We start from the raw sequence: 24,287 nt of genomic DNA, 5'->3' as shown, positions 1-24,287 counted from the left end.
GAGGTATTCATGTTCGATGCTCGCAAGGCGGCGCCGCTGCCCGCACGCTGGTGTTGCGCGCTGCTGGCGCTGCCGCTGGGCTGCGCCGCCGCCGACGGCTATACCTTCGATCCCGCGCTGCTGCGCGGCAGCGTGCTGAGCAACAGCGCCCTGAGCCAGTTCAACCAACAGGACGCCGTCGCTCCCGGCAGCTATCAGATCGATCTGTACCTCAATGGCCAGTTTCTCGAACGCGATCAAATTCGCTTCGTACGCGCAGGCAAGCAGGTGCTGCCCTGTTTCGATCGGGCGCAGCTGGCGCGCTTCGGGCTGAAAAATCCGCCGGCGGCCGCCGAAACGGAATGCCTGCTGCCCGGCCGGGATCTGAAGGACATCACGGTGAACGCCGATATCTCGCGGCTGCGGCTGGATCTGAGCATTCCGCAGGCGCTGTTGAACGACCGGCCGCGCGGCAGCGTCAATCCCGCCAGCCTGGACAGCGGCGAATCGATGGCCTTCGTCAATTACAACCTCAACCAGTACCACGTCAGTTACCGACAGGGGCAAACCCGCGATCTCGACTCGACCTACGCCAACCTGAACGGCGGCTTCAACCTCGGGCTATGGCGCTACCGCCAGCAGTCCAGCTACCGCTACGATCGGGAGTTCGGCGGCCACCTGGACACCAGCCGCCGCTACGTGCAGCGCGCGATCTTGCCCTGGCGCAGCGAAATGCTGTTGGGCGAAGGCTTTACCGACGGGCACTTCTTCTCCGGCCTGGGCTTTCGCGGCATTCAGCTCAGTTCGGACGACCGCATGCTGCCGGATTCACAGCGCGGCTATGCGCCGGTGGTGCGCGGCGTGGCAAAAAGCAATGCGCGCGTGACGGTGCTGCAGGGCAAAAGCACGCTGTATGAAACCACCGTCGCACCGGGGCCGTTCGCCATCAACGATCTGTACGCCACCAACTACGCCGGCGATCTCACCGTGGTGGTGACGGAAGCCGACGGCAGCGTCAGCACCTTCACCGTGCCGTTCGCCGCGGTGCCGGAATCCATCCGCCCCGGCCAGTCGCGCTACTCCGCGATCGTCGGCCGTTCCCGCTACGTCGGCGACAACGATCTGTTCAGCGAAGTGACCTGGCAGCACGGCCTGACCAACGCCCTGACCTTCAACCTCGGCAACCAGCTGGCGGACGGCTATCAGGCGATGATGCTGGGCGGCGTGTACAGCAGCTGGCTGGGCGCCTTCGGCATGGATACCACCTATTCCCACGCCAGCCTGCCGGACGGCGGCGCCGCTGGCTGGATGCTGCACCTCTCTTACAGCCGAACCTTCAGCCCGACGGACACCACCTTGTCCATCGCCGGCTACCGCTACTCCACCGAAGGCTTTCGCGATCTCAGCGACGTGCTCGGCGTGCGCCGCGCCGCCGCCATCGGCCAAAACTGGCAGTCCGACTCCTACCGCCAGCGGTCGCGTTTCGAGGTCGCCGTCAATCAGGGAATGGGCGCGTTCGGCAGCCTGACGATGTCCGGCTCGACTCAGGACTACCGCGATCAGCGCGGCCGCGACAATCAGCTCCAGCTGGGCTGGGGAAAAACCTTCGGCAACGGCGTGGCGCTTAACCTCTCCGTCACCCGCACCCGCAGCCTGGGCTACAGCAACGGCGACTACCGCGGCTACGGGCCGCTGGATAACGTCTACAGCGCGCCGCTGGCGCAGAGCGCGCAGACCGTCACCGCCCTGTCGCTGAGCTTCCCGCTCGGGCGTTCATCATCCGCCCCCAGCGTCTCGCTGTTGGCCAACCACAGCCAGGGCCAGGGCGGCAACTATCAGGCCGCGCTGTCGGGCAGCGTCGGCGACGAACAGCCGGTCAGCTACGGCCTGAACTTCACCACCGACGACGATCGCCAACAAAGCATCTGGGGCGGCAACCTGCAAACCCGTCTGCCTTACGCCAACGTCACCGGCTCGTTCTCCACCGCGCGCCAGTATCGACAAGGTTCCCTGTCGCTGCAGGGGGCAGTGGTGGCGCACCGCGGCGGCGTGACATTAGGGCCGTATGTCGGCGACACCTTCGCCCTGATCGAGGCGCCCGGCGCCAGCGGCGCACGGGTGATGGACGGCCAGGGGGCGCGCGTCGATCGCTTTGGCTACGCGCTGGCACCGTCGCTGGTGCCCTATCACTACAACACCGTCGCACTGAACCCCGAGGGCATGAACGACAAAGCGGAGCTGGAAGACGGCCAGCGGCGCGTCGCCCCGTACGCCGGTGCCACGGTGCGCCTGCGCTTCAACACCGTGCGCGGCCAGGCGCTATTGATCACCGCGCAGCGGCCCGACAACGCGCCGATCCCGATGGGCGCCAACGTCCTCGACGCCGCGGGCAACAGCGTGGGCATGGTCGGCCAGGCCAATCAGGTGTATCTGCGCAGCGACCGGAATGCCGGCGCGCTGACGCTGAACTGGGGCGACGCGCCCGGCCAACAGTGCACGCTGCATTACCGCCTGCCCGCCGGGGAAGACGGCCCGATTCAACGGCTCAGCGCCCCGTGCCGCTAGCCCGTTCACACTGATTCTCAGGAGAGACGATGAAACGCATTTTTTACCCGATCGCCGCCCTGGCGCTGCTCGCCCTGTCGCTGTGCGGCGCGCCCGCCGCGCTGGCGCAATGCACCCGGGTCGCCCCCTGGATCGATTCCGGTTGCGATCCCTGCGGGGTGGGCACGGCGCTGGGCCGGGTTAACCTGACCAGCACTTACCTGCAGCCCGTCGGCACGCCGCTCGGCACCAGCGTGTTCGATCTCACCTCCGGCACGCGCTATCCCGATCCCAACAAAGTGTTGTATGAGTGCGACGCTGGCGACGCGGGGCAGATCTATGAAGTCTTCGCCACCAACGGCGACGATCGCGTCGGCGGCTATTACGATCTGGGTGCCCAGGACGGTAACCCCAACTACTACGCCACCTACTTCCCCTACGTCGGCATCCGCCTGACCCATCTGGATTCCGGCAAGGTTTTTACCCGCTACTGGCAGTCGGCGCCGATTACCCGCTACGCCACCGTCGGCAGCAAAATTCAGATCCGGGTGAAAGACTTCAGCGCCATCCGCGCCGATCTGATCCGCATCAGCTCGCTGCCGGGCGCGGGCGCCAGCAACTACTGCGGCTACAGCGCCAGCAACCCGCTGGTGGGCATGGCCTCGACCACCGGCAATTCGAACTATACCTGCACGCAGCCAAACGGCTATGTCACCTTTCAGGGGCCCGGCATCGCCTCGGATCCTATCGGCAGCGACTCCGCCACCAACTACGCCACCTGGGGCACCGGGCGCTGGAACGCGATGGGCATGGGCACCGCACCAATCTCCTCATTGACCTATACCGCCACCTGCGTGGCGCGCAACGTCACGCCGCTGGTGATCCTGCCGACCATATCCGTCAGCCAGTTGACCGCCGGGCAAACCTCACAGGCGCAGTTCACCATCAATATCGAATGCGACAATGCCGCCGTGTCCGGCGTCAGCAGCAACAATACCGCCCTCGGCCTGCAGGTGCCGTATGAAAGCTATGTCGCGGCGCAGCAGCTGGGGCTAGTCAGCGCCAACGGCGGCGTGAGCTACCTGCTCTCCAGCGGCTACGGCACCGACAGCAGCGTCGCCACCGGCGTGGGCATCGCGCTCGCCAACGCCGGCAACGGCGCGCCGATGAACTTCGTCGGCTGGGCGCGCTGCAGCGCCGGGCAATGCCCGCAGGGCAACGACGCCGGCTGGTATCCGGTGCTCAACGGCGCCAGCGGCGGCGGCAGCACCGCGGCGGGGTTCACCCACTACACCACCCAGCTCACCGCCACGCTCGCCCGGCTGCCCGGGCAAACGGTCACCGCCGGCAAAGTGGACGCCAGGGCCTACGTCTGGGTTAAGGTGCAATGATGAGAAAGAAATATCTGACGATGGGATGCGCCCTGCTGCTGGCGCTGGCGGCCATGGGCGCGCAGGCGGGCATCATCGCCTCCGCCACTCGGGTGATTTTCCGCGAGGGCGACACGGAAAAAACCCTGATGTTGCTCAACACCAACGGCTATCCGATCGTGGCGCAAACCTGGGTCGATAACGGCGACGTCAACGCCGCCCCCGAACTGTCGCGCGCGCCGTTTGTCACCCTGCCCAGCGTATTCGCCCTGCCGCCTTCGGCGCTGAAAGGGCTGCGGATCCTGTTTGCCGGCGCGAACCTGCCCACCGACCGGGAGTCGGTGTTCTGGCTTAATCTGTATGAGATCCCGCCCAGCCAGCCGACCAAGCCGCCGCTGACGTCGCGCGTGACGCTGGCGATGAACACGCAGATGAAAATCTTCTACCGCCCCAAAGCGCTAAAGGGAAATGCTGAAAACGCGGCCGAGGCCGTCTCGTTCTCGCTGCAAAAATCGCCGGGCGGCTATCTGCTGCGCTGTCACAACCGGTCGGCGTTTTATCTCTCCTTCGCCCGCATCGCCGTGCAAACCGGCAGGCGCGATTACCCGGTGCGGCAAGAAAGCGACATGATGACCGCACCGTTCAGCATGCGGGATTATCACCTCGACGGCGTTGCGGCGCCGACGCTCCCTTCTCAGATCACCGTTCAGGCCACCTTCATCAACGACCAGGGCCAGCAGATCGTCAAGTCATACACAGCAACCCCATAACGATAAAAAGCAGTACATTTTTTAAGTACAGGAAATAGGGAAAAATGAGTCTAAGCAGATTCCAGCTACAGTTTCACCTGGAGAAACAGGCCAACAACATCAGGCAGTCACCGGCATTTCATACCGCCATCGTCAAACACGGGGAATTATTGAAGGAGACCTACAAGAAGCATCCGCTGTTTTACAAAATCATCTTCAGGAACAGCCGGTTCATCATTTGTTCCACCATCCTGTCCATTTACTACCACCAGCCCGCCGCCGGGCTGAAAGACATCAAAGCCTTTTTTAAAGGGAAGAACATCATCAGCGAGAACTCCCTGGACTCCTTTCTGTTCTTTTTGCGGGTCGGCCGCCGGCTGGAGGTCAAACCCTGCGAACATGACAAGCGCCAGCTGCGCTATAAGCCTACGCCGCACGCGCTGGCGGAAACCCAGGCGCTGATCGCCTCGATGGCGCGGCCCTACCAGGCGCTGGCGCCACAGATGCCTATCGCGGCGCTGCTGGCGGCGCCCGACTTTCTGCCCACCTTTTTCGCCGCCTACGGGCAGCTGATGCTCAAGGAGATTTACCTGATCGATCTGGTGCCGCAATCCGGGCTGTTTATCAGCAAGGACGCCGGCCACATGGTGCTGCTGATGCTGCATATCGAAAGCATCCGGCAGGATTCCCCCTTTCTGCTGCTCTCCTCGGCGAAAATCGCCAAGTCGTGCTCCGTCTCACGCGCGCACGTGAATCGCATTCTGCAGGCGGCGGAAAAATCCGGCCTGCTGACCACCACCAATAACGTGGTGATCGAACTCAACAGTTCGTTCTTTATCATGGCGGAGCGCTATTTCAGCCTCTATTTCGCGATGGTCGAATTCGGGCTTGAACGGGTTTGGCACACGCCGCAGGCCGCCGAGCCCCGCTGAGCCGTTTACCGCTCCCGCAGCACCCGATCGATCAACCCCCAAGCCGCCGCTTCGTCGGCGGTCATAAAGCGATCGCGATCCAACACCCGCTCCACCTCTTCGTAGCTGAGGCCGCAATGTTTGGCGTACAGCCGGATCACCGTGTCTTTGGTGCGTTTCATCTCTTCGGCATGAATCAAGATGTCGGAGGCCTGCCCCTGAAAGCCGCCCAGCGGCTGGTGCACGTGCAGGCTGGCGTTGGGCAGCGCCATGCGGTGGCCCGGCTCGCCGGCCATCAGCAGAAACGACCCCATCGAGCGCGCGGTGCCCATGCACAGCGTATGCACCGGCGCGCGGATATACTGCATGGTGTCGTAAATCGCCAGCCCGCTGGTGATCACCCCGCCCGGCGAGTTGATGTACAGGTGGATCGGTTTCTCCGGGTTTTCCGCTTCCAGAAACAGCAGTTGGGCGCACAGCATTTCGGCCACGTCGTCGTTGACTTCGCCATTGAGGAAAACGATCCGGTCGCGCAGCAGGCGCGAATAAATATCAAAGGAACGTTCTCCCCGGCTGGTCTGTTCCACCACCATCGGGACGAGCATCATCTTCTCACGCATCGGTGAACTCCTGGGTTGGCAAAAGGGAAATGAATTTAACGCGTCAGGCGGCGAGCATCATCGTCACCGAACCGTCATTGGCGGCGTCGAGCTGGTGGATAATCCGCAGCAGGCTGCCGCCAGCGGCGTCCGGCACTATCTGCAGCGTCACCACGCTTTCAAGGAACGGCGGCCGGTCGTCACGCAGACGGTAGCTCACCGCTTCGCCCGGCGTGGCGGCCAGCGGTTCGGCCTGCGCCAAATCCCCCGGAGGCAGCCACTGCTCGCGCAGCTCGGGAATGCTGAGCGCTCGCCACACTTTTTCCGGCGGCGCATCGAGCGAATACTCCAATATCAGCCGATCGCGCGGCGGCTGCTCAGCCTGTTTGTTCATTGATCCATATCCTTCAGCAAGGTTTGCAACGCGTCGATGCGCGCCGGCCACCAGGCGCGGTACTTCGCCAGCCAATCGGCGATCTGCGCCAGCCCTTCCGGGTCGACCTGGTAATTGACGAAGCGCCCCTGCTTCGTCTCGCGCACCAGCCCGGCATTGCGCAGCACCGCCAGGTGTTGCGACATCGCGGACTGGCTGATGGGCAGCCCTTCGCGCAGCGCGCTGGCGTTCATGCTGCCGACGGCGAGCTTGTCGAAGATGGTGCGGCGAGTCGGATCGGCCAGCGCCTTGAAGATGTCATTTTCGTTCATACAAATACATTAGTATTCACTTATGTATTATGCAAGCGCCAGGGCAGGATTTTTGCGCAAAGCGAGACTCCGCGCCGGGGCACGGAGCCGATAGAGGAGAAATTACAGCGGTTTATTGCAAACGGGCGTGGTCAGCGCGGATTGCCCGGCCTGCGCCCCTTCCTGCGCTTCGAGCGCGAGGCGCGCCAACGGCATGTCTTCGTGGTAGCGCGCCTCGGCGCTCAGGCTTTTTGCGTAGCGGTTGTACTTCCACCAGGCGTAGCCGAGGAACACCACCAGCCCGCCGACGTTATAGAACACGATGGTCATGATGCTGGCGCCGGTCGGGAACGTCGAGGCGAAGAAGCCGACGGTGAAGATGGCGATCAGCACGCTGACGATGGCGATGCCCTGCAGGCGCGAGCCCATTTTGAAATCGCGCGCCACCCGGTCGTACTTCAGGCGCAGATTCAGATAGGCCAGCATGATGAACAGCGGCGGCAGCATCGAGGCCGCGGCGGTCATGTTGATCAGCGTGTTCATCAAATCCTGCACGCTGCTGGAACCCAGCGTTGGGATCAGCATCAGCGGGATGACGATGAAGAACTGGATCCAGGCGGCGCGCGTCGGCACGCCGTGCCGATTCAAACGAATGGTTTTCTCGCCGAAAATGCCCTTCGGGATCTCGGTGAAGAAAATCTTCACCGGCGCCGCCGTCCACATCAGCAGCGAGCCGAACATGGCGGTGAAGGAGACGATGCCGACAAAGCGGTTCATCAGCACCGTCGGCAGGCCGAAGTGCGCCGACAGGCCTTCGAACACCTGCACCGTGCCGCCGGTGAAATGCAGGTCAGCGCGGTGGACGAACACGTTGATCAGCAGCGAAGACACCGAATACAGCACGCCGATGAACAGCCCGGAAACGATGATCACCTTCACGAAGGCGCGGCTGCCGCCTTTCACGTCGTTCACGTACACCGCCACGGACTCCGCCCCACCCGCCGCCTGGAAGATCCAGGCGGTAATGCCGAGGAACGCCCAGTTGAAGTTCGGCGTCATCGCCTGCACGTTGATCGGGTCGGCCGGCTCGATGCCGCCCAGCACCGCCGCGCCCGCCAGAACGATGTAGGAAAACGTCAGCAGCAGCATCAGCGACGAGGTCACCGAAGTCATCGGCCCCAGCAGTTTTGCGCCGCTGTTGGAGATGTAGGTCGAGAAGGCGAACAGGAAGATGCTGATGATCGCCGTGGTCAGCGGGGTAAACACGTAGTCATAGCCCAGGAACGCGTAAGAAGCGTAGGCGATGACGCGCGGCAGCAGCGCGGTGAAGAAGAACAGGTTCACGAACCAATAGGTGTAGGCGGTGATAAACGCCCAGCGCCCGCCGAGCGCGCTTTTCACCCAGGCATAAACGCCGGCCTCGGAGTTGCGGTTGAGCGAGACGAACTCGGCGATGATCAGGCAAAAGGGAATGAAGTAAATGATGGTCGCCACCAGGAACACCGGCGACGAGGCGACCCCGAGCTGAATATTGTTGTTAATCACGTTGTTGAAACTGAACACTGCCGCAAACGTCATCGACAGCAGGCCAAACTTGCCGATGGTGTTTCTGTTCGACGCAGCCATAGAGATTCTCCGAATGGTGTAGGGGACTTCGGTTTGTTGTTATCGATCGGCGAGCGCGCTATTTGTTAACGAAATAGCTGTCTTCCACCGTCACTTTTAAAATGACTTTTTTTACCTTGCCGCTTTCTGTGAAGCGGTGAGCCTGGTGATTTTCGAAGATCGCCACGTTGCCTTTGCCGACCCGGCGCCTCTCGCCTTCGCCGCTGAAAAACTCGCGGTCGGTTTCGTCCTGATAGGGCGCCACCGTCGTCAGCGCCCGTTTGTCGGCAACCTCGACGGTCTCTTCCCCCTCGAGGTAATAGTGCACGTCGAAGTAGCGGCGGTTGCCCTCCAGCCAACCGTGCTGGCGGCCGGCGCCGACGCTCAGCCGATACGTCAGCGAGTCGCCGATCGAATGGCACACGTTCGGGCTGATGCGATCGACATTGGCGATCGCCTCCATGCAGCGCAGCCACTTCTTGCCGCTGTGATAGATGCGCTGAAACTCCGCCAGGGATTCGAGAATGATCATGCGTTTTCCTCCGCAGACTGCGGGTGGTGGTGAGCGGGCGCGAAGTCATAACCGGCGAGCGCGGCGCCCTGCGTTTGCCGCCCGTCGAACGGCACCAGCGTGAAGCCGTAGCTGAACGGCGCCAGATAGACCCGGTGGGTATCCAGCACTTCGGAGCCCCAGGAGTTGGAGCCGAGGCCGAGGATCTGGTCGTCCAGGTTCAGCGTCAGGCAGTCGCTAGGCTCCAGCTCGTTGATGTGCTGGGCCTGGTGCAGCATCTCGGCGCTGTAGGGCCACAGGCTGAAGTTGATCGGCCGCCGCGGCTGGATGAAGATCCCCTTGCCCGCCGCGTCCTGCAAACTCAGCCAGCGCACGTCCTGCCGATTGCCGTTGTCCTGCGGGAACGGATAGTGTTCGAACAGCGCGTCGGCGCGCTGCCGGTAGTGGCCGATCAGGTTGGCCCGGCAGCTGTCACGGTAGTTCTCGCCCGGCCCGCGGCCGTAGTATTCAACCTGCTCGAAGCGGCGGCTGATGCCGAAATCGAGGCCGATTTTCGGGATAATCTGGCGGAAATCGCCGTAAGGCTCACCGGCCAGATCCAGGCTGACGTAGCCCTGCGGGGAGATGCGCCAGCGGTAGGTGCAGCGCATGCCAAAGTCGAACACCGGCGGCGCGATCAGGCTATGTACCTCGATCAGCAGATCCTCGCCCTGCCATTGCCGAGTGAGGCGGCGGAAGTGCTGCTGCATGATGGGGAAGTGATGCGGCAGCCAAATCCCCTCATATTCCTGTTTATGGTTATCGATCACCGGTTTGAAGAAGGTGATGCGCGGCGCGCGCCCCACCACTTCTTCATCGTCTACCCGCCACGACAGCAGTTCGCCGCTCAGCAGCGAGAACGCCAGCTGGAACCGGCCGCCGCTGACGATCAGCCGATGATTTTCCTCGCGGCATTGCAGCGCCGGCGCATCGGCCGGTGGTGGAGCCGGTCGCCGCGTCGCCGCCCGGCGCAGATGCTGATAATGTCCCAGCCGCTGGCCGCTCTCGCTGTAGCGGGTGGCGCTGTCCTTATGCACCGCCACGTCGATCAGCGTTTCCCCCTGCCCCAGCGCCAACACCGGCAGGTGCATGTCTTCGCTCTCGCCCGGCTGCAGGTGCGGCAGCTTGAATTCGTAACTCGCCACCTGGCGGCCGTCGGTCTTGACGCTGACCTTCAGCGTGATGTCCGCCAGCGAGCTGAACCAATAGCGGTTTTTCACCCGCAGCACGTCGCCTGCGCCTTCCTCCGCCGTCACCTCCACCGGGCACAGCACCTGCTGGTATTCACGCAGGCCGGGGCCGGGGCGCTGGTCCGGGTAGATCAGGCCGTCCATGCAGAAGTTGTAGTTGTTCGGGTAGTCGCCGTAATCGCCGCCGTACTGGTAGCGCTCGCGCCCCTGTTCGTCGTGGCTCAGCAGACCGTGATCGCACCACTCCCAGATGTAGTGCCCCTGCAAACTGGCGTGGCTGTTAAACACCGACTGGTATTCGAACAGCCCGCCGGGGCCGTTGCCCATCGCGTGGGCGTATTCGCACAGGATGCGCGGTTTGGGGTGCGGGTATTCGCCGAAGGCGTTCATCATCGCCACGCGGGAATACATGGTGCTGATCACGTCGGTCACTTCGGCGTCGCGATCTTCTTCATAGTGGATCAGACGGGTCGGATCGAGCGCCTTGCAGCGCCGGGCCATGGCGCGAATGTTGCAGCCGTAGCCGGACTCGTTGCCCAGCGACCAGATAATGATCGACGGGTGATTTTTCTGCGCCGCCACGTGGCGTTCGATGCGCTCGACGTAGGCCTGCTCCCAGCGCGGATCGTCGGTGATGCGGCTCAGATCGCCGACGTTGGCGAAGCCGTGGCTCTCCAAATCGGTTTCCGCCATCACAAACAGGCCATAGAGATCGCACAGCTCGTAAAAGCGCGGATCGTTGGGGTAATGGGCGGTGCGCACCGAGTTGATGTTGTGCTGCTTCATCAGCACGATATCGCGCTCCACCCGCGCCATATCGACGGCGCGCCCTTTGCGGTGATCGTGATCGTGCCGGTTGACGCCGTGCAGCTTGAGGTAGCGGCCGTTGACGTACATCAGCCCGTCGCGCACCGCAATCTCGCGGAACCCCACCCGCTGCGGCACCACGCCCAGCAGGTTGCCGGCGCCGTCATACAGGCTGAGCAACAGCTGATACAGATAGGGATTTTCCGCATTCCACTGCTGCGGGCAGCTGACCGGCAATTCGAAACGGCAGCTTAGCGCCCGCTCGATGCGCAGATCGTCGTGCCACTGCTCCGCCACGCAGCGATCGCCGTCGAACAGCTGCGCCTGCAGGCGGCAGCCCTCGGCGGCCTGCACACCGAGATGGCGCAGCTCGGCATCGATCGCCAACTGCGCGTCGCAATAGCGCTCATCGAAGGTGGTGACCAGCGTCAGATCGTGAAGGTGGGTAGCGCTCTGGCCGATCAGATAGACGTCGCGGAAAATGCCGGCCATCCACCACATGTCCTGATCTTCGATGTAGGTGGAGTCGGCCCACTGCATCACCCGCACCGACAGCAGATTCTCGCCCTGCCGCACATAGGGGCTGATGTCGAACTCGGCGCACAGCCGGCTGCCCTTGCTGAAGCCGACATAGTCGCCGTTGACGTACACCTCGAAGTAGGTTTCCACGCCGTCGAATTTGATCAGCACTTGCTGATCCTGCCAGCCGGCGTCGAGCGTAAAGTGGCGTTGATAGGCGCCGGTGGGGTTATTGGTCGGCACGTAAGGCACGTCGATCGGGAACGGGAAGCCCTCATCGGTGTACTGCAGGTGGCCGTGCCCTTCCAGCTGCCACATGCCCGGCACCGCCATATCGCCCCAGTCGTTCATCGGCTCCCGGTAAAACGCCGCCGGCACCAGCGCCGGGTGCTCGAAGAAGCGAAAGCGCCAGCGGCCGCTCAGCAGTTGGATACGCCGACTGGCGTTGCGATCGAAGCTCAGCGCCTGCCCGGCGTCCGCGTAGCTGAAGAAGCTCGCGCGCGGCGCCAACCGGTGCTCCGACTGTTTATCAATGTTTTCCCAATTATTCACGTCACGTCTCCCGACACCTGTGCAATGCGGAAACGATAGTAAATATTTAGTAAAAACTACAGTTGATATTTACCAAATGACGACAGGATCACAATAAATCTCAAAGGCCTTTTTTTATCATGACGTTAATTTTGAGCGCCAACGCCCCCGCCGAGGCGGGGCCGGTCAGGCGACGGTGGTGTCGCGCAGCTGCAGCGAGCTGGGAACGAAGATCGACAGCGGGACGGCGCGCTCATCGCGCAGCCGCTCCGTCAGCAGGTTGACGGCCTGTGCGCCCATGGTTTCCGAAGGGATGCGCACCGTGGACAAGGCGGGGAAAATAAAGCGGGCGGTGGGAATATCGTTGACGCTGATCAGCGCGATCTGCCCCGGCACCTGAATGCCGTGTTCGTGCAGCGCGCGCAGCACGCCGATCGCGATCGAATCGGTCGCCACCAGCAGCGCCGGCGGATAGCCATTCTGGCTCTGCAACATCGCTTTCGCACACTGGTAGCCCGACTGGCTGCTGAAATCGCCGTGGTAAATGTCCTGCGCTCGCACCACGTTTTGCTGCCGGCCATACTCGACGAACGCCTGCTCGCGCTGGTCGATGCCGGCCGGATGGTCGCGCCCGCCGATAAAGCCGATGCGCTGATAGCCGCGGCCGATGAAGTAGTCGATCACCTTGCGGCTGATCTTGTACAGGTCGACATTGACGCAGTCAAACCGCTCATCCTCCACCACGCCGTCGATGAACACCACCAGCGTTTCCTGCTGCCTGAGCTGCTCATACAGCGCGGGCTGTGGCCGGCCGATCACCAGCAGGCCGTCGGCCGCCGGCAGCGCCTTATCGCCGTTGAAGTCGTAACCGGCGCTCAGCGCCACGCCCAGCTTTTCGCACTGCGTCTCGATGCCGTAGCGCATCGCCAGGTAATAGGGATCGTTGATCTCCACGCCCTGCGTATAGGTGAACAGCGCGGCGAAATGCAGGCGTTGCCCGCTTTGCCGTTTGGAAGGCGCGATCTTGTATTCGAGGCGTTCCGCCGCTTCCAGGATCTTCTGGCGGGTTTGCGCCTTCACGCTCAGGGTGGGGTCGTCATTCAACACGCGCGAAACGGTGGCGACGGACACATTAGCGGCTTCAGCAATTTCCTTCAGTGTGGCCATAGAGTCCCAATGCACAGACGAAAAACGGTAGCTTAATCGGATAGCGATGCAGCGTACAGCGCCACTCGCGACCTCTCCTTCCCAGACCGGGCCAGAACACGCTCATGCCAGCCGTTGCCGGGCGCCTGCAGCGAAAGATACCCATTTCACCCGCTGTGATCAAGTTAACGATTTACTGATTAAAGCATATTTTTTACTAAAAATTTTACTAATATACCTGCCGTTTACCGCCCGTGAAGGCGGACTTTTTCTCTTCTCCCAGGGAGCCGGGAGCGACCTCGCGTGAGCCGCCGCTCGGCTGACGTTCCGATCCACCCAACACCAGGCCTATGCCCCATGAAATCACTAAGCCATCACGCCCTGTTGCCCTTGTTGCTGCTCGTTAACGCGCCCGCCTGGGCGGCGCAGGAACCGGTGACCCCGGCGGAGCGCAATCAGCTCCCGCCGCCGCTACCCGATAGCGCCGCGACCGCCCTGCGTTTTTACGGCGAGCTCGGCATCGGCGGCAGCGTCTATTTGAACGGCGAACATCAGCATCAATACAGCGACGGCACCTATATCGAAGGTGGCCTGGAGATCAAACGGGGCCACTGGTTCGGCCTGATTTACGGCGAAGGCTGGACCGTGCAGGCGGACAGCCAGGGCCACGCCTGGACGCCGGGCCACGGTTGGGGCGGCTTCGAGGGCGGGTTGAACCGCTTTTACGGCGGTTACCGCACCGACGACGGCACCGAGATGATGCTCAGCGTGCGCAACGACTCGTCGCTCGACGACCTGCAATGGTGGGGCGACTTCACGCCGGAATACGGCTACGTGATCCCCAACACCCGCGATCTCAGCTACGCCGCCAAGCTGCAAAACCTGACCGGGCGTTTTCGCTACAGCGTGACGGCGGCGCCGGAAAGCCGCATCGACGAGAGCAAGGCGCTGCTGCACTTCGGCAAATACGATCGCTATTCCGACAAGTACACCTATCGGGCGATGATCAACGGCTACACCCAGTACGACCTGCAGGACAATCTGACGCTGCTGAACGGCCTGGAAGTGACCGACGGCCTGGGGCAGCTGTTTTTGCTGGGGCTGCGCGGCCAACACCTGGCCGGCCGCGTCTGGCACCACACCGGCAAAGGCGACAGCGGCGGCCATCCCGGCAGCGAATCGGGCCTGATGCTCAGCGCGATGACGGAAACCGCCAAAGGGCTGTATCTCTCCACCGCCTACAGCTACGCCCGCCACCGGTTTGATAATGCGGCGGATACCGCCACCTCATACGCCCAGTTCGGCGTCTGGTATGAATACGCCGGCGGCAAGCTGGCCACCGCGCTGGACAGCAAATTCTTCATGCGCAACGACAGCACCGGCGCCAGCAACTCGGTGTTCCTGATGCAATATTTCTATTGGTAACCGTTGAGGCTCCTACGATGAACATGACTCCCCTGACCCCGCTGGCCACTGCCCTCACCCTCGCGCTGACGCTGACGGGCTGCGCGCCGAAAACGCCCGACGCCGACGCCCCGTTGGCCGAGCGCTATAAAAACGTCATCGACCGCCGCGGCGCGCCGCACTTTATGCTCGATTATGATTTCGACGATCACCAGCGCTTCAATCCGTTCTTCGATCTCGGCGCCTGGCACGGCCACCTGTTGCCGAGCGGGCCGGAAGGCATGGGCGGTTTCCCCGGCCCGGCGCTGCTGACCGAAGAGTACATCAACTTTATGGCCAACAATTTCGATCGGCTCAGCGTCTATCGAAACGGTAAACCGGTGCATTTCACCATGACGGCCTACAGCCTGCCCGGTGCCCTGGTGCAGCGGCTCAGCGCGCCGGGCGTGACCGTCAACCTGACGCTGCGCTTCGCTGGCGCGCGCACCTCGCTGCTGGAAACCCAAATCCTGACCGACACGCCGCTGGAGCTGGTGTGGGACGGCGAGCTGCTGGAACGTTATGCGGCCAAAGAGCAGAAGCCGCAGCCGCCGGCGACCCTCGCGCAGGCATTTCCTGACTACACGCGCCGCATTGTGCCAACGGCTGACGGCCTGCGCGTCAACTTCGGCAAAGTGCGCGCGCCGTCGCAGCTGATGACTTCCGGCCAGTCCGAGTATCAGATCCACAAATCGCTGCCGCAGCGCACCACGGTCGACGGCCATCGCTTCCGCGCCACGGCGCGCATCGCCGGCTCCACCACCCTGTACACCACCTACTCGCACCTGCTTACCGCCGAAGAAGCGCGGCGCGAACAACGCGCCATCGCCGACATCCTCGCTCACCCGCAGCGCTATATGGCCGCGTCGGCCCAGCGTTGGGAACGCTATCTCGCCACAGGGCTCAGCAACCCGCACGCCACGGCGGAACAAACCCGCGTGGCGGTCAAAGCGATGGAAACGCTCAACGGCAACTGGCGCGGCGCCGCCGGGGCGATGAAGTTCGACTCGGTCACCCCCTCGGTGACCGGACGCTGGTTCTCCGGCAACCAGACCTGGCCGTGGGACACCTGGAAACAGGCCTACGCCATGGCGCACTTCAACCCGGACGTGGCCAAGGACAACATCCGCGCGGTGTTCGCCTTCCAGATCCGGCCGGGCGATGCCCTGCGCCCGTGGGACGCCGGTTTCCTGCCCGACCTTATCGCCTACAACCCCAGCCCGGAGCGCGGCGGCGACGGCGGCAACTGGAACGAGCGCAACACCAAGCCGAGCCTGGCGGCCTGGGCGGTGATGGAGGTGTATCGCGTCACCGGCGATAAGGGCTGGCTGGCGGAGATGTACCCGAAGCTGGTGGCCTACCATGACTGGTGGCTGCGCAACCGTGACCACAACGGCAACGGCGTGCCGGAGTACGGCGCCACCCGCGACAAAGCGCACAATACCCCCGACGGACGCATGTTGTTCACCGTCAAGCGCGGGCAGCGCGAGCAAACGCTGGCCGGCCTCGACAATTACGATCGCATCGTGCGCGAGGGGCAGTACGACAGCATCGTGATCCCGGCGCAGACCGCCGCCTCCTGGGAGTCGGGCCGCGACGACGCGGCGGTATTCGGCTTTATCGATCCGGATCAATTGGCGCGCTACCTGGCGCAGGGCGGCAAACGCGAAGACTGGCAGGTAAAATTCGCCGAAAACCGCGCGCCGGACGGCACGCTGCTCGGCTACTCGCTGCTGCAGGAATCGGTGGATCAGGCCAGCTACATGTACAGCGACAACCGCTATCTGGCGGAGATGGCCGATATTCTCGGCCACGGCGCCGAGGCCGCCGCCTTCCGCGCCAAAGCCGACCGGCTGGCGGCCTACATCAACACCTGCATGTTCGACAAGCACAGCGGTTTCTTCTATGACATCCGCATCGAAAAGCGGCCATTGGCCAACGGCTGCGCCGGCAAACCGATCGTCGAACGCGGCAAAGGGCCGGAAGGCTGGTCGCCGCTGTTCAACGGCGCCGCCAGCCAGCCGCACGCCGATGCGGTGGTCAGGGTGATGAAGGATCCGCGCGAGTTCAATACCTACGTGCCGCTCGGTACCGCGGCGCTGACCAATCCGGCGTTCGGCGCGGACATCTACTGGCGCGGCCGCGTGTGGGTCGATCAGTTGTATTTCGGCCTCAAGGGCATGGAACGCTACGGCTACCGCGACGATGCGGTGGCGATGGCGCAGGCTTTCTTCCGCCACGCCGACGGCCTGGTCGCCGACGGGCCGATCCGCGAGAACTACAACCCGCTCACCGGCAAGCAACAAGGCGCGCCGAACTTCTCCTGGAGCGCGGCGCACCTGTACATGCTGTATAACGACTTCTTCACGCAATAAGCCGCAGCGGCCACCGCCATCGTTGCCCGGCGGTGGCCCGCGTTTATGAGCGGATCGGGATCACCAGCACGTCGATATTCAGCTGGTTGATGGCGTTGCGGGTGGAAGAAAACAGGTTGCTCCACAAATCGTGGTGGTGGCCGAACACCAGCAGATCGATATTCTTGTCCACCACTGCCGTGCGCAGTTCGTCAACAAAGCCGCCGCGCCCGATAATCACTTCCGCGATCGGATAATTGACGTTTTGCGTGGTGGGTTCCAGCTCTTTGCGGATCTTCTCTTCGAACGACGCGCCCTCATAGCTGTGCTCCGAAAAGCCGATCGCCGCGTGGTAGGTGTCGTAGTGAACGTCCACATAGATCAGCGAGAGTTTGGCCTTCAGCGCCTCCGCTAACAGCGCCCCCTTTTCGACCAATCGTTTGCCGTCATCGCTCAGATCGGTGGCGATGACAATATGGTGGTAACACATAGCGCCTCCTGTCATGGACTCGGTAGAGCCGAGGCTCCGATATCACGTCAGAGTCATATCGTTATGGTTAATTTTAGTTCAGAAACGGCGCGCGCGGCGGGAGAGATAACGGCGGGGAAGCCCCGTTGCCGGGGCGGAAGGGAGAGATTACTTTTCGCGCTGAGCCTCAAACCAGACGTTGCACAGCGACAGGATCAGCGTGTTGGCGTCTTTCACCAGCACGTTATCGCCGGGCACCCCATCGGTGCCCTGATCGGTGATGCCTTTGATGACGGTATCCGCGTGCTGAATGGCCACGCGCTCGACCGACGGCGTGCTGATGCCCAGCATCGGGAAATCGATGTAGGAACTGCTGCCGGAATTGTCCTCGACGAACTCCTGCGCTTCTACGGTGCTGACGGTGGCACCTTCGCTTTTCAGCGCCGTGCCGTTCCAGCTGAACGCATCCGCCTTATAGCTGATTTTACCGCCGATCAGGCTCTGCGCCTGCTGTTGATCCCAGCAGCCGGTGGTCTGAGTCGGCACAATTTTACTGACGCGCCAGTTGCCCAGCAGCTGTTTGGGGATCGGCCCGGTATCGCTCTCCGCCGCCCGAACCTGAGTCGCCGAGACGCAGGCCAACACCACCAGCGGCAGCAGCGCCTTGCTCCAAGTGTTCAATCGCATTGTTTTTTCCTTCGTTTCAGTACCCAGTCTGCCCTCGCGGGCCAACGGCTATCATAATAAGCCCGCCGATTCGCCGTCAAAACAATCCGCACCGCGCCAGGCGGCGGCCGCTCATAGCTAATCGCTATGAGTCATAGTGAATCAGTATTTTGTTTTATCCCAGCGATTACCTACAGTCACTGCCACTATTCTGCCCGCCCAAATTAGCAGGCAATGTTGACAAGGACCCTGGGAAAATGACATTTACGCTGAAAAACCTCACCCTGGCGCTGGCCGCCGCCGGCACGCTGCTGCTGACCGCCTGCGGCCCAACCGCACAGGACGATCACCACATCAAGGTCGGCATCAGCGCCGGCATCGATCAGTCGCTGTGGGCGGTGGTGCAAAAGGTCGCCAAGCAGAAATACGATCTGGACGTGGAGGTGGTGACCTTTAACGACTACGTGCTGCCGAACGAAGCGCTGAATAACGGCGATCTGGACGTCAACGCCTTCCAGCACAAGCCGTATCTCGACAAGCAGATGCAGGAGCGCGGCTACAAGCTGGCCGCGGTGGGCAACACCTTCGTCTACCCGATCGCCGGCTATTCGAAGAAGATAACCGCACTCAGCCAGCTGCCGGACGGCGCGCAGGTGGCGGTGCCGAACGATCCGACCAACCTGGGCCGCTCGCTGCTGCTGTTGCAAAAACAGGGGCTGATCACCCTGAAAGACGGCGTCGGCCTGCTGCCGACCGCGCTGGACATCGTCGGCAACCCGAAAAAGCTGAAGATCGTCGAGATTGAAGCGCCGCAGCTGCCGCGCGCGCTGGACGATCAGAAAGTGACGCTGGCGATCATCAACACCAACTATTCCAGCCAGATCGGCCTGTCGCCGGCCAAGGACGGGCTGTTTGTCGAAGACAAAAACTCGCCGTACGTCAACATCTTCGCCAGCCGCATCGACAACAAAGACAGCGAGAAAGTGAAGGATCTGGTCAAGGCCTATCAGACCGATGAAGTGGCAGCCAGCGCCGCCGATATCTACAAGGGCGACGCCGTCAAAGGCTGGTAACCCTCCCCCGCATGCCCGTGGCGCCCGCCACGGGTTTTTCATTTCCGCCCTCCGCCGCGCCGTTCAATTTTCGCCCACTCAGATCACAAATCAAGCACGGCGCTTTAGGTGAATAAAGCTGCCATGTTGTATACAAGTTTGCGTAAATGTTTTCTATTTGTTTCAAAAAACCGCTGGGGAAAATAATGAAAAATAGAAAAATCAAAGCGTTGCTTGTTACCTGTGCCGTGGTCGGCGCCGCGTTGCTGGCCATCGCCGGTAAAGCGGAGAACGCCGATAAAACCTTCCTCTCCGTCGCCACCGCCTCCACCGGCGGCACCTACTACCCGATGGGCGTCGGGTTGGCCAACGTCTGGAGCAACCGGCTGAAACGCCAGGGGATACAGGTCACCGGCCAATCCTCCGCCGGTTCGATCGAGAATATCGACCTGCTGCAAAAAGACGAGGCGCAGCTGGCGATTTTGCAGAGCCTGATCGCCGTCGAAGCCTATCAGGGCGTGCGCAACTTCGACGGCCGCGCCTACGGCGATCTGCGCTCCATCTCCATGCTGTGGCCCAACGTCGAACACTTCGTGATGCTGGAAAGCCGGGTGAAAGACGGCACGCTGAACGATATCGCCGGCACGCGCTTTTCCGTCGGGCCGCAGGCCAGCGGCACCGAGCAGTCGACGATGATCATCCTGCAGGGCGTTAACCTGACCAAAAAGTCGCTGTCGGCGGAATACCTCGGCTACGGCGATACGGTTTCCGCAATGCGCGACGGGCGCCTGGACGGCGGCGCCCTGCCCGCCGGGGTGCCGGCCGCCGCCGTCACCGACATGTATGCCAGCGGCGTGCCTGCACGCATCCTGGAAGTCACCGACGAACAGCTGGCCAGCATCAACGCTATCGCCAACTCCTGGTTCCGCTTCGACATCAAGGCGGAGACCTACCCGCGCCAGCCCAAGGCGGTCGCCACCATCGCGCAGCCCAATATTCTGGTGGCCCTCAGCCGGCTCGATGAAAAGCTGGTGTACGACCTGACCAAAACGATGTTCGAGAACCTGCCGGAAGTGCACCAGGTACACAGCTCTGCCAAATACATCTCGCTGGAAAATGCGCTGAAAGGCGTTTCCGTGCCGCTGCACCTCGGCGCCTATCGCTACTACCGCGAAGCCGGCGTCGAGATACCCGATTATCTGATCCCGCCGGAAGCCGCCGCGCTGGCCGCCAACCCCTAACCCAGGAGGACGTATGAGCACTCACCCTTCTTCACCGCAGCCCGCCGTCGATCTGGACAAGGAAGCCGGCGCCGGCAACCGGCCGCTGAGCGGCATCTATTTGCAGCTGGCAACCGTCCTGGCGATCGCCATTTCCGCCTATGCCATCTACGCCAACGCGCTGTCCAACACGCAGGAGTTCTACCGCAACACCACGTTCCTGAGCGGCATTCTGATCCTGGGCTTTATCCTGTTCCCTTTCTCGGCCCGGCACGCCACCCGCAGTTTCAACCGCTGGGACTATCTGTTCATCATCCTGACGCTGGTCAGCTACGGCTATTTCTACGTTAACTACGTCGATCTGCACGTGGTGCGCAAGAGCATCCCCAACGCCACCGATTATGTGATGGCGGCGATCGGTATCGGCGTGCTGTTCGAAGCCGCGCGGCGCACCACCGGCTATTTCATCCCCGGCCTGGCGACTTTCGCCATCCTCTATGCGCTGTTCGGACAGTACTTCATGGGCATTTTCGGCCACGGGGGCTTCTCGGTGGAACGCCTGCTGTATCGGCTGTTCATGACCAGCGAGGGGATTTTCGGCATCACCCTGTCCACCGCCTCCACCGCCATCGTGGTGTTTATTCTGTTCGGCGCCTTTCTCAGCGTCAGCGGCGCAACCGCGCTGTTCAACGATCTGGCGCTGGCCGCCGCCGGACGCCGCCGCGGCGGCCCGGCCCAGGTGGCGGTGATCTCGTCGGCACTGACCGGCTCGTTGAGCGGCAGCGCGGTGGCCAACGTCGCCACCACCGGCACCTTCACCATTCCGCTGATGAAAAGCATCGGTCTGTCGTCCCGCTTCGCCGGCGCCGTGGAAGCCACCGCCTCCACCGGCGGCATGATCATGCCCCCCATCATGGGCGCGGCGGCGTTTATCATGGCCGGCTTCCTCGGCATCTCATACACCACCATCGTCATCGCCGCCATCGTGCCGGCGCTGCTCTATTACGCCGCGCTGATCATGGCTATCGACCTGGAGGCCAAGAAACAGGGCCTGAAGGGCATCAACAAGGAGAACATCCCTCAGGTGCGCGCGGTGCTGAAGGCGCGCGGGCTGTTGCTGCTGCCGCTCGTCATCGTCATCGGCACGCTGCTGCTGGGTAAAACGCCGATCTATGCCGGCTTCCTCGGCATCATTGCCATCATCGTCGCCAGCTGGCTCACCCCCGACAGTTCGGTGCGCATGACGCCGAAAAAAATCGCGCTGGCCTTGAACGACGCGGCGCGCGGCTCGATCCAGGTCACCATCGCCTGCGCCGCCATCGGCGTGATCATCTGCGTGGTGACCATGACCGGCATCGGCTCCACGCTGGCGTTCAACATCGTCGCCATGACCGACAACACCCTGTGGATGATCCTGCTGGTGGTGATGCTGGTGTGCATCGTGCTCAGCATGGGGCTACCCTCCACCGCGCTCTACATCGTGGTGGCGGTGACCGTGTCGCCGATCCTGATCAAAGCCGGCGTGCTGCCGCTGGCGGCGCATTTCTTCGTGTTCTGGTTCGGCGCGTTGTCCAACATCACGCCGCCGGTGGCGCTGGCCAGCTACACCGCCGCCAGCATCGCCCGAGCCGATCCGATGCAAACCTCGTGGGACGCGGTGCGCCTGGCGCTGCCGGGCTTTATCATCCCGTTCATTCTGGTCTACAACCCGATGCTGTTGATGCAGGGCGACGATCTCAACCCGCTGTCGGTGCTGCATATGGTGATCAGCGCGCTGGTGGGGATCTACGCCCTGTCGATCGCCAGCGCCAATTTCTGGCTGATGAAGACCCACTGGCTGGAGCGGGTGCTGTTTACCGCGGCGGCGATTTTACTGATCAAACCGGGCCTGATGACCGATCTGGGCGGCGCGGCCCTGATCGCCGCCGCCGCCGCCATGCACCTGCTGCGCTATAAACAGCGCGCCGCGCTGCCGGGAGGCGCGTCATGATCCGCAAGGTCACGCGCCAGAAAGCCTCTCATCAGGTGCTGGCGCAGTTGAAAGCCGGCATCAACGACGGCACCTTTCCGGTCGGCGAGAAGCTGCCGTCGGAAAACGTGTTGGCGGACGCGTTCGGCGTCAGCCGGGTGCCGGTGCGCGAGGCGCTCGGCGTGCTGGAGGTCAGCGGCATCATCTCCTCACGCCAGGGCGGCGGCCACCGGGTGGAACAGCATTCGCTGCTGAGCAAATACGAACCGCTGGTGATGGAGGTAGCCGATCGCCGCGAGGTGGAAGCGCTGCTGGAAATGCGCGAAGTCATGGAACAGCAGGCGGCGCGCATGGCCGCCGAGCGCCGCACCGAACAGGAGTTGCAGGCGATCGAACAGGCGCACCTCGCCTTTCGTGACTGTACGCTCAACGACGGCCAGATCGGCTATCGGCAGGACTACCTGTTCCACCGCGCCATCATGCAGGCTTCGCATAACCCGTTTTTCGTGCAGATCCTCGATAACATGCACGAGCTGTATCTGGGGGTGCTGGTGTACTCGCTCAGCAAAAACCTAGGGCGGCAGGCCGAGCGCCAGCGGGTGATCGACGAACATGAGCGGGTATTTATCGCCATTCGCGACGGCGATGCGGCGGCGGCCACCGCCGCCATGCAAAGCCATCTGAACAACGTACGCGGCAAATTACGCCGCCTGGAAAACGAGGAGCAAGAGCCGTGATGTACGACGCGATCGTTATCGGTGCCGGCCTGGTGGGGCTCGGCGTGGTGAATGCGCTGCAGGAAGCGGATCCGCAGCGGCGCATTCTGATCCTGGAAAAAGAGCGCGGCCCGGCGGCGCACCAAAGCGGCCACAACAGCAACGTGGTGCATTCCGGCATCTACTACACGCCCGGCAGCCTGAAAGCGCAGTTGGCAAAACAGGGCAACCGCAGCATGTTCGCCTTCTGCCGCGAACACGACCTGTATCACGACCAATGCGGCAAGGTGATTGTCGCCACCCAGCTAAACGAACTGGATCGGCTGGAGAACATCTATCAGCGCGGCCTGCAAAACGGCCTGCAGGTCACCCGGCTGTCGCAGGCGCAGCTGCGGGAGCGCGAACCGCACGTCAATGGCCTTGAAGCGCTGCTGGTGCCCGACGCCGGTATCGTCAACTACGCGGAGGTGGCCGCCAAGCTGGCGGAGATCATCGTGCGGCGCGGCGGCGAGATCGCCTACGGCCATCAGGTTGAGGCCATCCACGAACACGCCGCCGGCGTCACCGTCACCGCCGCCGGCGACTCCTTCGAGGGAAAACTGCTGATCAACTGCGCGGGGCTGTTCAGCGATCGCATCGCCAAACTGGCCGGTTACGAAACCGGCATGAAGATCGTGCCGTTCCGCGGTGAATACTATGTGCTGGACGACGCGAAAAACCACCTGGTCAACCATCTGATCTACCCGGTGCCCAACCCGGATTTCCCTTTCCTCGGCGTGCATTTTACCCGTATGTATAACGGCAAGCGCGACGTCGGCCCCAATGCGGTGCTGGCCTTCAAACGCGAAGGCTACCGCAAATGCGACTTCAGCCTGCGCGATCTGAGCGAGGTGCTCGGCTATCGCGGCTTTTGGAAAATCGCCGGCAACTACCTCGGCGAAGGGCTGGCGGAAATGCGCCGTTCGCTGTCGCGCCGCCGCTTTGCCGAGAACGCCCGTCGGCTGATCCCGGCGCTGCAGGAGCAGGATATTCGCCCCGGCCCGGCCGGCGTGCGCGCCCAGGCGCTGACCGCCGACGGCAAGCTGGTGGACGACTTCCACTTCGTGCAGGGCCAACGCTCGCTGCACGTATGCAATGCCCCCTCTCCGGCAGCGACCGCCTCGCTGGAGATCGGCCGCGAGATCGTGCGCCGCCACCTGTCCGCTTTCTGACGC

The 24,287-nt window shown here is 62.7% G+C and carries 20 protein-coding genes; 11 read left to right on the top strand and 9 right to left on the bottom strand.

Annotated elements, in window-relative coordinates:
* Positions 1 to 9: 9 nt before the first annotated feature.
* Genes ACJ8PI_RS05840 through ACJ8PI_RS05825 form a run of 4 tightly spaced genes read left to right on the top strand, consistent with a single transcriptional unit; the run spans position 10 to position 5,574 of the window.
* Positions 10 to 2,544 carry a fimbria/pilus outer membrane usher protein gene (locus ACJ8PI_RS05840; RefSeq protein ID WP_164134138.1) on the top strand — a complete coding sequence of 845 codons (2,535 nt, stop codon included), beginning with the start codon at positions 10 to 12 and terminating at the stop codon, positions 2,542 to 2,544.
* A 29-nt stretch (positions 2,545 to 2,573) separates the two neighbouring features.
* The gene (locus ACJ8PI_RS05835; RefSeq protein ID WP_041034708.1) at positions 2,574 to 3,914 is read left to right on the top strand and encodes a fimbrial protein; all 1,341 of its coding nucleotides are present in this window, start codon (positions 2,574 to 2,576) and stop codon (positions 3,912 to 3,914) included.
* Positions 3,914 to 4,663, top strand: coding sequence for a fimbrial biogenesis chaperone (locus ACJ8PI_RS05830; RefSeq protein WP_041034705.1), 750 nt, complete (start codon positions 3,914 to 3,916; stop codon positions 4,661 to 4,663). Before ACJ8PI_RS05835 ends, ACJ8PI_RS05830 begins: the two co-directional genes overlap by 1 nt.
* A gap of 44 nt (positions 4,664 to 4,707) precedes the next feature.
* A complete protein-coding gene (locus ACJ8PI_RS05825) occupies positions 4,708 to 5,574 on the top strand; it encodes a hypothetical protein (RefSeq protein WP_033638145.1) in 867 nt (288 codons plus the stop codon).
* A 5-nt stretch (positions 5,575 to 5,579) separates the two neighbouring features.
* On the opposite strand, the gene ACJ8PI_RS05820 is transcribed toward ACJ8PI_RS05825, so the two are convergent.
* The 7 genes from ACJ8PI_RS05820 to ebgR form a co-directional block, all read right to left on the bottom strand.
* On the bottom strand, positions 5,580 to 6,173 hold the full coding sequence (locus tag ACJ8PI_RS05820) for an ATP-dependent Clp protease proteolytic subunit (protein ID WP_033638144.1): 594 nt from the start codon (positions 6,171 to 6,173) through the stop codon (positions 5,580 to 5,582).
* Positions 6,174 to 6,216: 43 nt separating this feature from the next.
* The gene (locus tag ACJ8PI_RS05815; RefSeq protein ID WP_033646406.1) at positions 6,217 to 6,546 is read right to left on the bottom strand and encodes an SRPBCC family protein; all 330 of its coding nucleotides are present in this window, start codon (positions 6,544 to 6,546) and stop codon (positions 6,217 to 6,219) included.
* Complete coding sequence (locus ACJ8PI_RS05810) at positions 6,543 to 6,857, bottom strand: ArsR/SmtB family transcription factor (protein ID WP_033646407.1); 315 nt, start codon at positions 6,855 to 6,857, stop codon at positions 6,543 to 6,545. Before ACJ8PI_RS05810 ends, ACJ8PI_RS05815 begins: the two co-directional genes overlap by 4 nt.
* A gap of 102 nt (positions 6,858 to 6,959) precedes the next feature.
* A complete protein-coding gene (locus ACJ8PI_RS05805; RefSeq protein ID WP_041034703.1) occupies positions 6,960 to 8,462 on the bottom strand; it encodes an amino acid permease in 1,503 nt (500 codons plus the stop codon).
* A 58-nt stretch (positions 8,463 to 8,520) separates the two neighbouring features.
* Positions 8,521 to 8,973 (bottom strand): beta-galactosidase subunit beta, encoded by a 453-nt coding sequence (locus tag ACJ8PI_RS05800; protein ID WP_033646409.1) that lies wholly within the window; start codon positions 8,971 to 8,973, stop codon positions 8,521 to 8,523.
* Complete coding sequence (gene ebgA, locus ACJ8PI_RS05795) at positions 8,970 to 12,059, bottom strand: beta-galactosidase subunit alpha (protein ID WP_164134137.1); 3,090 nt, start codon at positions 12,057 to 12,059, stop codon at positions 8,970 to 8,972. Before ebgA ends, ACJ8PI_RS05800 begins: the two co-directional genes overlap by 4 nt.
* Before the next feature lie 165 nt (positions 12,060 to 12,224).
* Complete coding sequence (ebgR, locus tag ACJ8PI_RS05790; RefSeq protein ID WP_442528085.1) at positions 12,225 to 13,205, bottom strand: transcriptional regulator EbgR; 981 nt, start codon at positions 13,203 to 13,205, stop codon at positions 12,225 to 12,227.
* 336 nt (positions 13,206 to 13,541) lie between these two features.
* Here ebgR and ygjJ point away from each other — a divergent pair, with 336 nt between their 5' ends.
* Together ygjJ and ygjK are read left to right on the top strand one after the other, a co-directional pair.
* Entirely contained in the window at positions 13,542 to 14,609 is a 1,068-nt protein-coding gene (gene ygjJ / locus ACJ8PI_RS05785; RefSeq protein WP_060425003.1) for a protein YgjJ, read from the top strand.
* Positions 14,610 to 14,626: 17 nt separating this feature from the next.
* Entirely contained in the window at positions 14,627 to 17,002 is a 2,376-nt protein-coding gene (gene ygjK / locus ACJ8PI_RS05780; RefSeq protein ID WP_164134136.1) for an alpha-glucosidase, read from the top strand.
* A 43-nt stretch (positions 17,003 to 17,045) separates the two neighbouring features.
* On the opposite strand, the gene ACJ8PI_RS05775 is transcribed toward ygjK, so the two are convergent.
* The gene (locus ACJ8PI_RS05775; protein ID WP_033638134.1) at positions 17,046 to 17,471 is read right to left on the bottom strand and encodes a universal stress protein; all 426 of its coding nucleotides are present in this window, start codon (positions 17,469 to 17,471) and stop codon (positions 17,046 to 17,048) included.
* Between the two features lie 147 nt (positions 17,472 to 17,618).
* Complete coding sequence (locus tag ACJ8PI_RS05770) at positions 17,619 to 18,137, bottom strand: hypothetical protein (protein WP_033638133.1); 519 nt, start codon at positions 18,135 to 18,137, stop codon at positions 17,619 to 17,621.
* Between the two features lie 236 nt (positions 18,138 to 18,373).
* Between ACJ8PI_RS05770 and metQ the strand changes: the two genes are divergently transcribed.
* The 5 genes from metQ (at position 18,374) to lhgO (ending at position 24,284) form a co-directional block, all read left to right on the top strand.
* Entirely contained in the window at positions 18,374 to 19,189 is an 816-nt protein-coding gene (gene metQ / locus ACJ8PI_RS05765; RefSeq protein ID WP_033638132.1) for a methionine ABC transporter substrate-binding lipoprotein MetQ, read from the top strand.
* Positions 19,190 to 19,374: 185 nt separating this feature from the next.
* Entirely contained in the window at positions 19,375 to 20,409 is a 1,035-nt protein-coding gene (locus ACJ8PI_RS05760; protein WP_033638131.1) for a TAXI family TRAP transporter solute-binding subunit, read from the top strand.
* 13 nt (positions 20,410 to 20,422) lie between these two features.
* Entirely contained in the window at positions 20,423 to 22,378 is a 1,956-nt protein-coding gene (locus tag ACJ8PI_RS05755) for a TRAP transporter permease (protein ID WP_033646414.1), read from the top strand.
* Entirely contained in the window at positions 22,375 to 23,094 is a 720-nt protein-coding gene (locus ACJ8PI_RS05750) for a FadR/GntR family transcriptional regulator (RefSeq protein ID WP_033638129.1), read from the top strand. Before ACJ8PI_RS05755 ends, ACJ8PI_RS05750 begins: the two co-directional genes overlap by 4 nt.
* Positions 23,094 to 24,284, top strand: a complete 1,191-nt coding sequence (lhgO, locus tag ACJ8PI_RS05745; protein WP_162091380.1) for an L-2-hydroxyglutarate oxidase — start codon at positions 23,094 to 23,096, stop codon at positions 24,282 to 24,284. The genes ACJ8PI_RS05750 and lhgO overlap by 1 nt, the downstream gene beginning before the upstream one ends.
* Positions 24,285 to 24,287: the final 3 nt, after the last annotated feature.

This window comes from Serratia sp. CY82433, from assembly GCF_052166535.1.
Classification (GTDB): domain Bacteria; phylum Pseudomonadota; class Gammaproteobacteria; order Enterobacterales; family Enterobacteriaceae; genus Serratia; species Serratia sarumanii.
The sequence above is the reverse complement of the archived record's forward strand: the minus strand, read 5'-3'. Positions and strand labels throughout refer to the sequence as shown.

Excerpts from the sequence above, each read along its gene's own strand:
- ygjK (WP_164134136.1), top strand. The coding sequence starts at position 14,627 with ATGAACATGACTCCCCTGACCCCGCTGGCCACTGCCCTCACCCTCGCG.
- ACJ8PI_RS05805 (WP_041034703.1), bottom strand. The coding sequence starts at position 8,462 with ATGGCTGCGTCGAACAGAAACACCATCGGCAAGTTTGGCCTGCTGTCG.
- ACJ8PI_RS05800 (WP_033646409.1), bottom strand. The coding sequence starts at position 8,973 with ATGATCATTCTCGAATCCCTGGCGGAGTTTCAGCGCATCTATCACAGC.
- ACJ8PI_RS05820 (WP_033638144.1), bottom strand. The coding sequence starts at position 6,173 with ATGCGTGAGAAGATGATGCTCGTCCCGATGGTGGTGGAACAGACCAGC.
- ACJ8PI_RS05775 (WP_033638134.1), bottom strand. The coding sequence starts at position 17,471 with ATGTGTTACCACCATATTGTCATCGCCACCGATCTGAGCGATGACGGC.
- ACJ8PI_RS05825 (WP_033638145.1), top strand. The coding sequence starts at position 4,708 with ATGAGTCTAAGCAGATTCCAGCTACAGTTTCACCTGGAGAAACAGGCC.
- ACJ8PI_RS05815 (WP_033646406.1), bottom strand. The coding sequence starts at position 6,546 with ATGAACAAACAGGCTGAGCAGCCGCCGCGCGATCGGCTGATATTGGAG.
- ACJ8PI_RS05750 (WP_033638129.1), top strand. The coding sequence starts at position 22,375 with ATGATCCGCAAGGTCACGCGCCAGAAAGCCTCTCATCAGGTGCTGGCG.
- ebgR (WP_442528085.1), bottom strand. The coding sequence starts at position 13,205 with ATGGCCACACTGAAGGAAATTGCTGAAGCCGCTAATGTGTCCGTCGCC.
- ACJ8PI_RS05770 (WP_033638133.1), bottom strand. The coding sequence starts at position 18,137 with ATGCGATTGAACACTTGGAGCAAGGCGCTGCTGCCGCTGGTGGTGTTG.
- ACJ8PI_RS05760 (WP_033638131.1), top strand. The coding sequence starts at position 19,375 with ATGAAAAATAGAAAAATCAAAGCGTTGCTTGTTACCTGTGCCGTGGTC.
- lhgO (WP_162091380.1), top strand. The coding sequence starts at position 23,094 with ATGTACGACGCGATCGTTATCGGTGCCGGCCTGGTGGGGCTCGGCGTG.
- ygjJ (WP_060425003.1), top strand. The coding sequence starts at position 13,542 with ATGAAATCACTAAGCCATCACGCCCTGTTGCCCTTGTTGCTGCTCGTT.
- ACJ8PI_RS05830 (WP_041034705.1), top strand. The coding sequence starts at position 3,914 with ATGAGAAAGAAATATCTGACGATGGGATGCGCCCTGCTGCTGGCGCTG.
- metQ (WP_033638132.1), top strand. The coding sequence starts at position 18,374 with ATGACATTTACGCTGAAAAACCTCACCCTGGCGCTGGCCGCCGCCGGC.
- ACJ8PI_RS05755 (WP_033646414.1), top strand. The coding sequence starts at position 20,423 with ATGAGCACTCACCCTTCTTCACCGCAGCCCGCCGTCGATCTGGACAAG.
- ACJ8PI_RS05835 (WP_041034708.1), top strand. The coding sequence starts at position 2,574 with ATGAAACGCATTTTTTACCCGATCGCCGCCCTGGCGCTGCTCGCCCTG.
- ACJ8PI_RS05810 (WP_033646407.1), bottom strand. The coding sequence starts at position 6,857 with ATGAACGAAAATGACATCTTCAAGGCGCTGGCCGATCCGACTCGCCGC.
- ACJ8PI_RS05840 (WP_164134138.1), top strand. The coding sequence starts at position 10 with ATGTTCGATGCTCGCAAGGCGGCGCCGCTGCCCGCACGCTGGTGTTGC.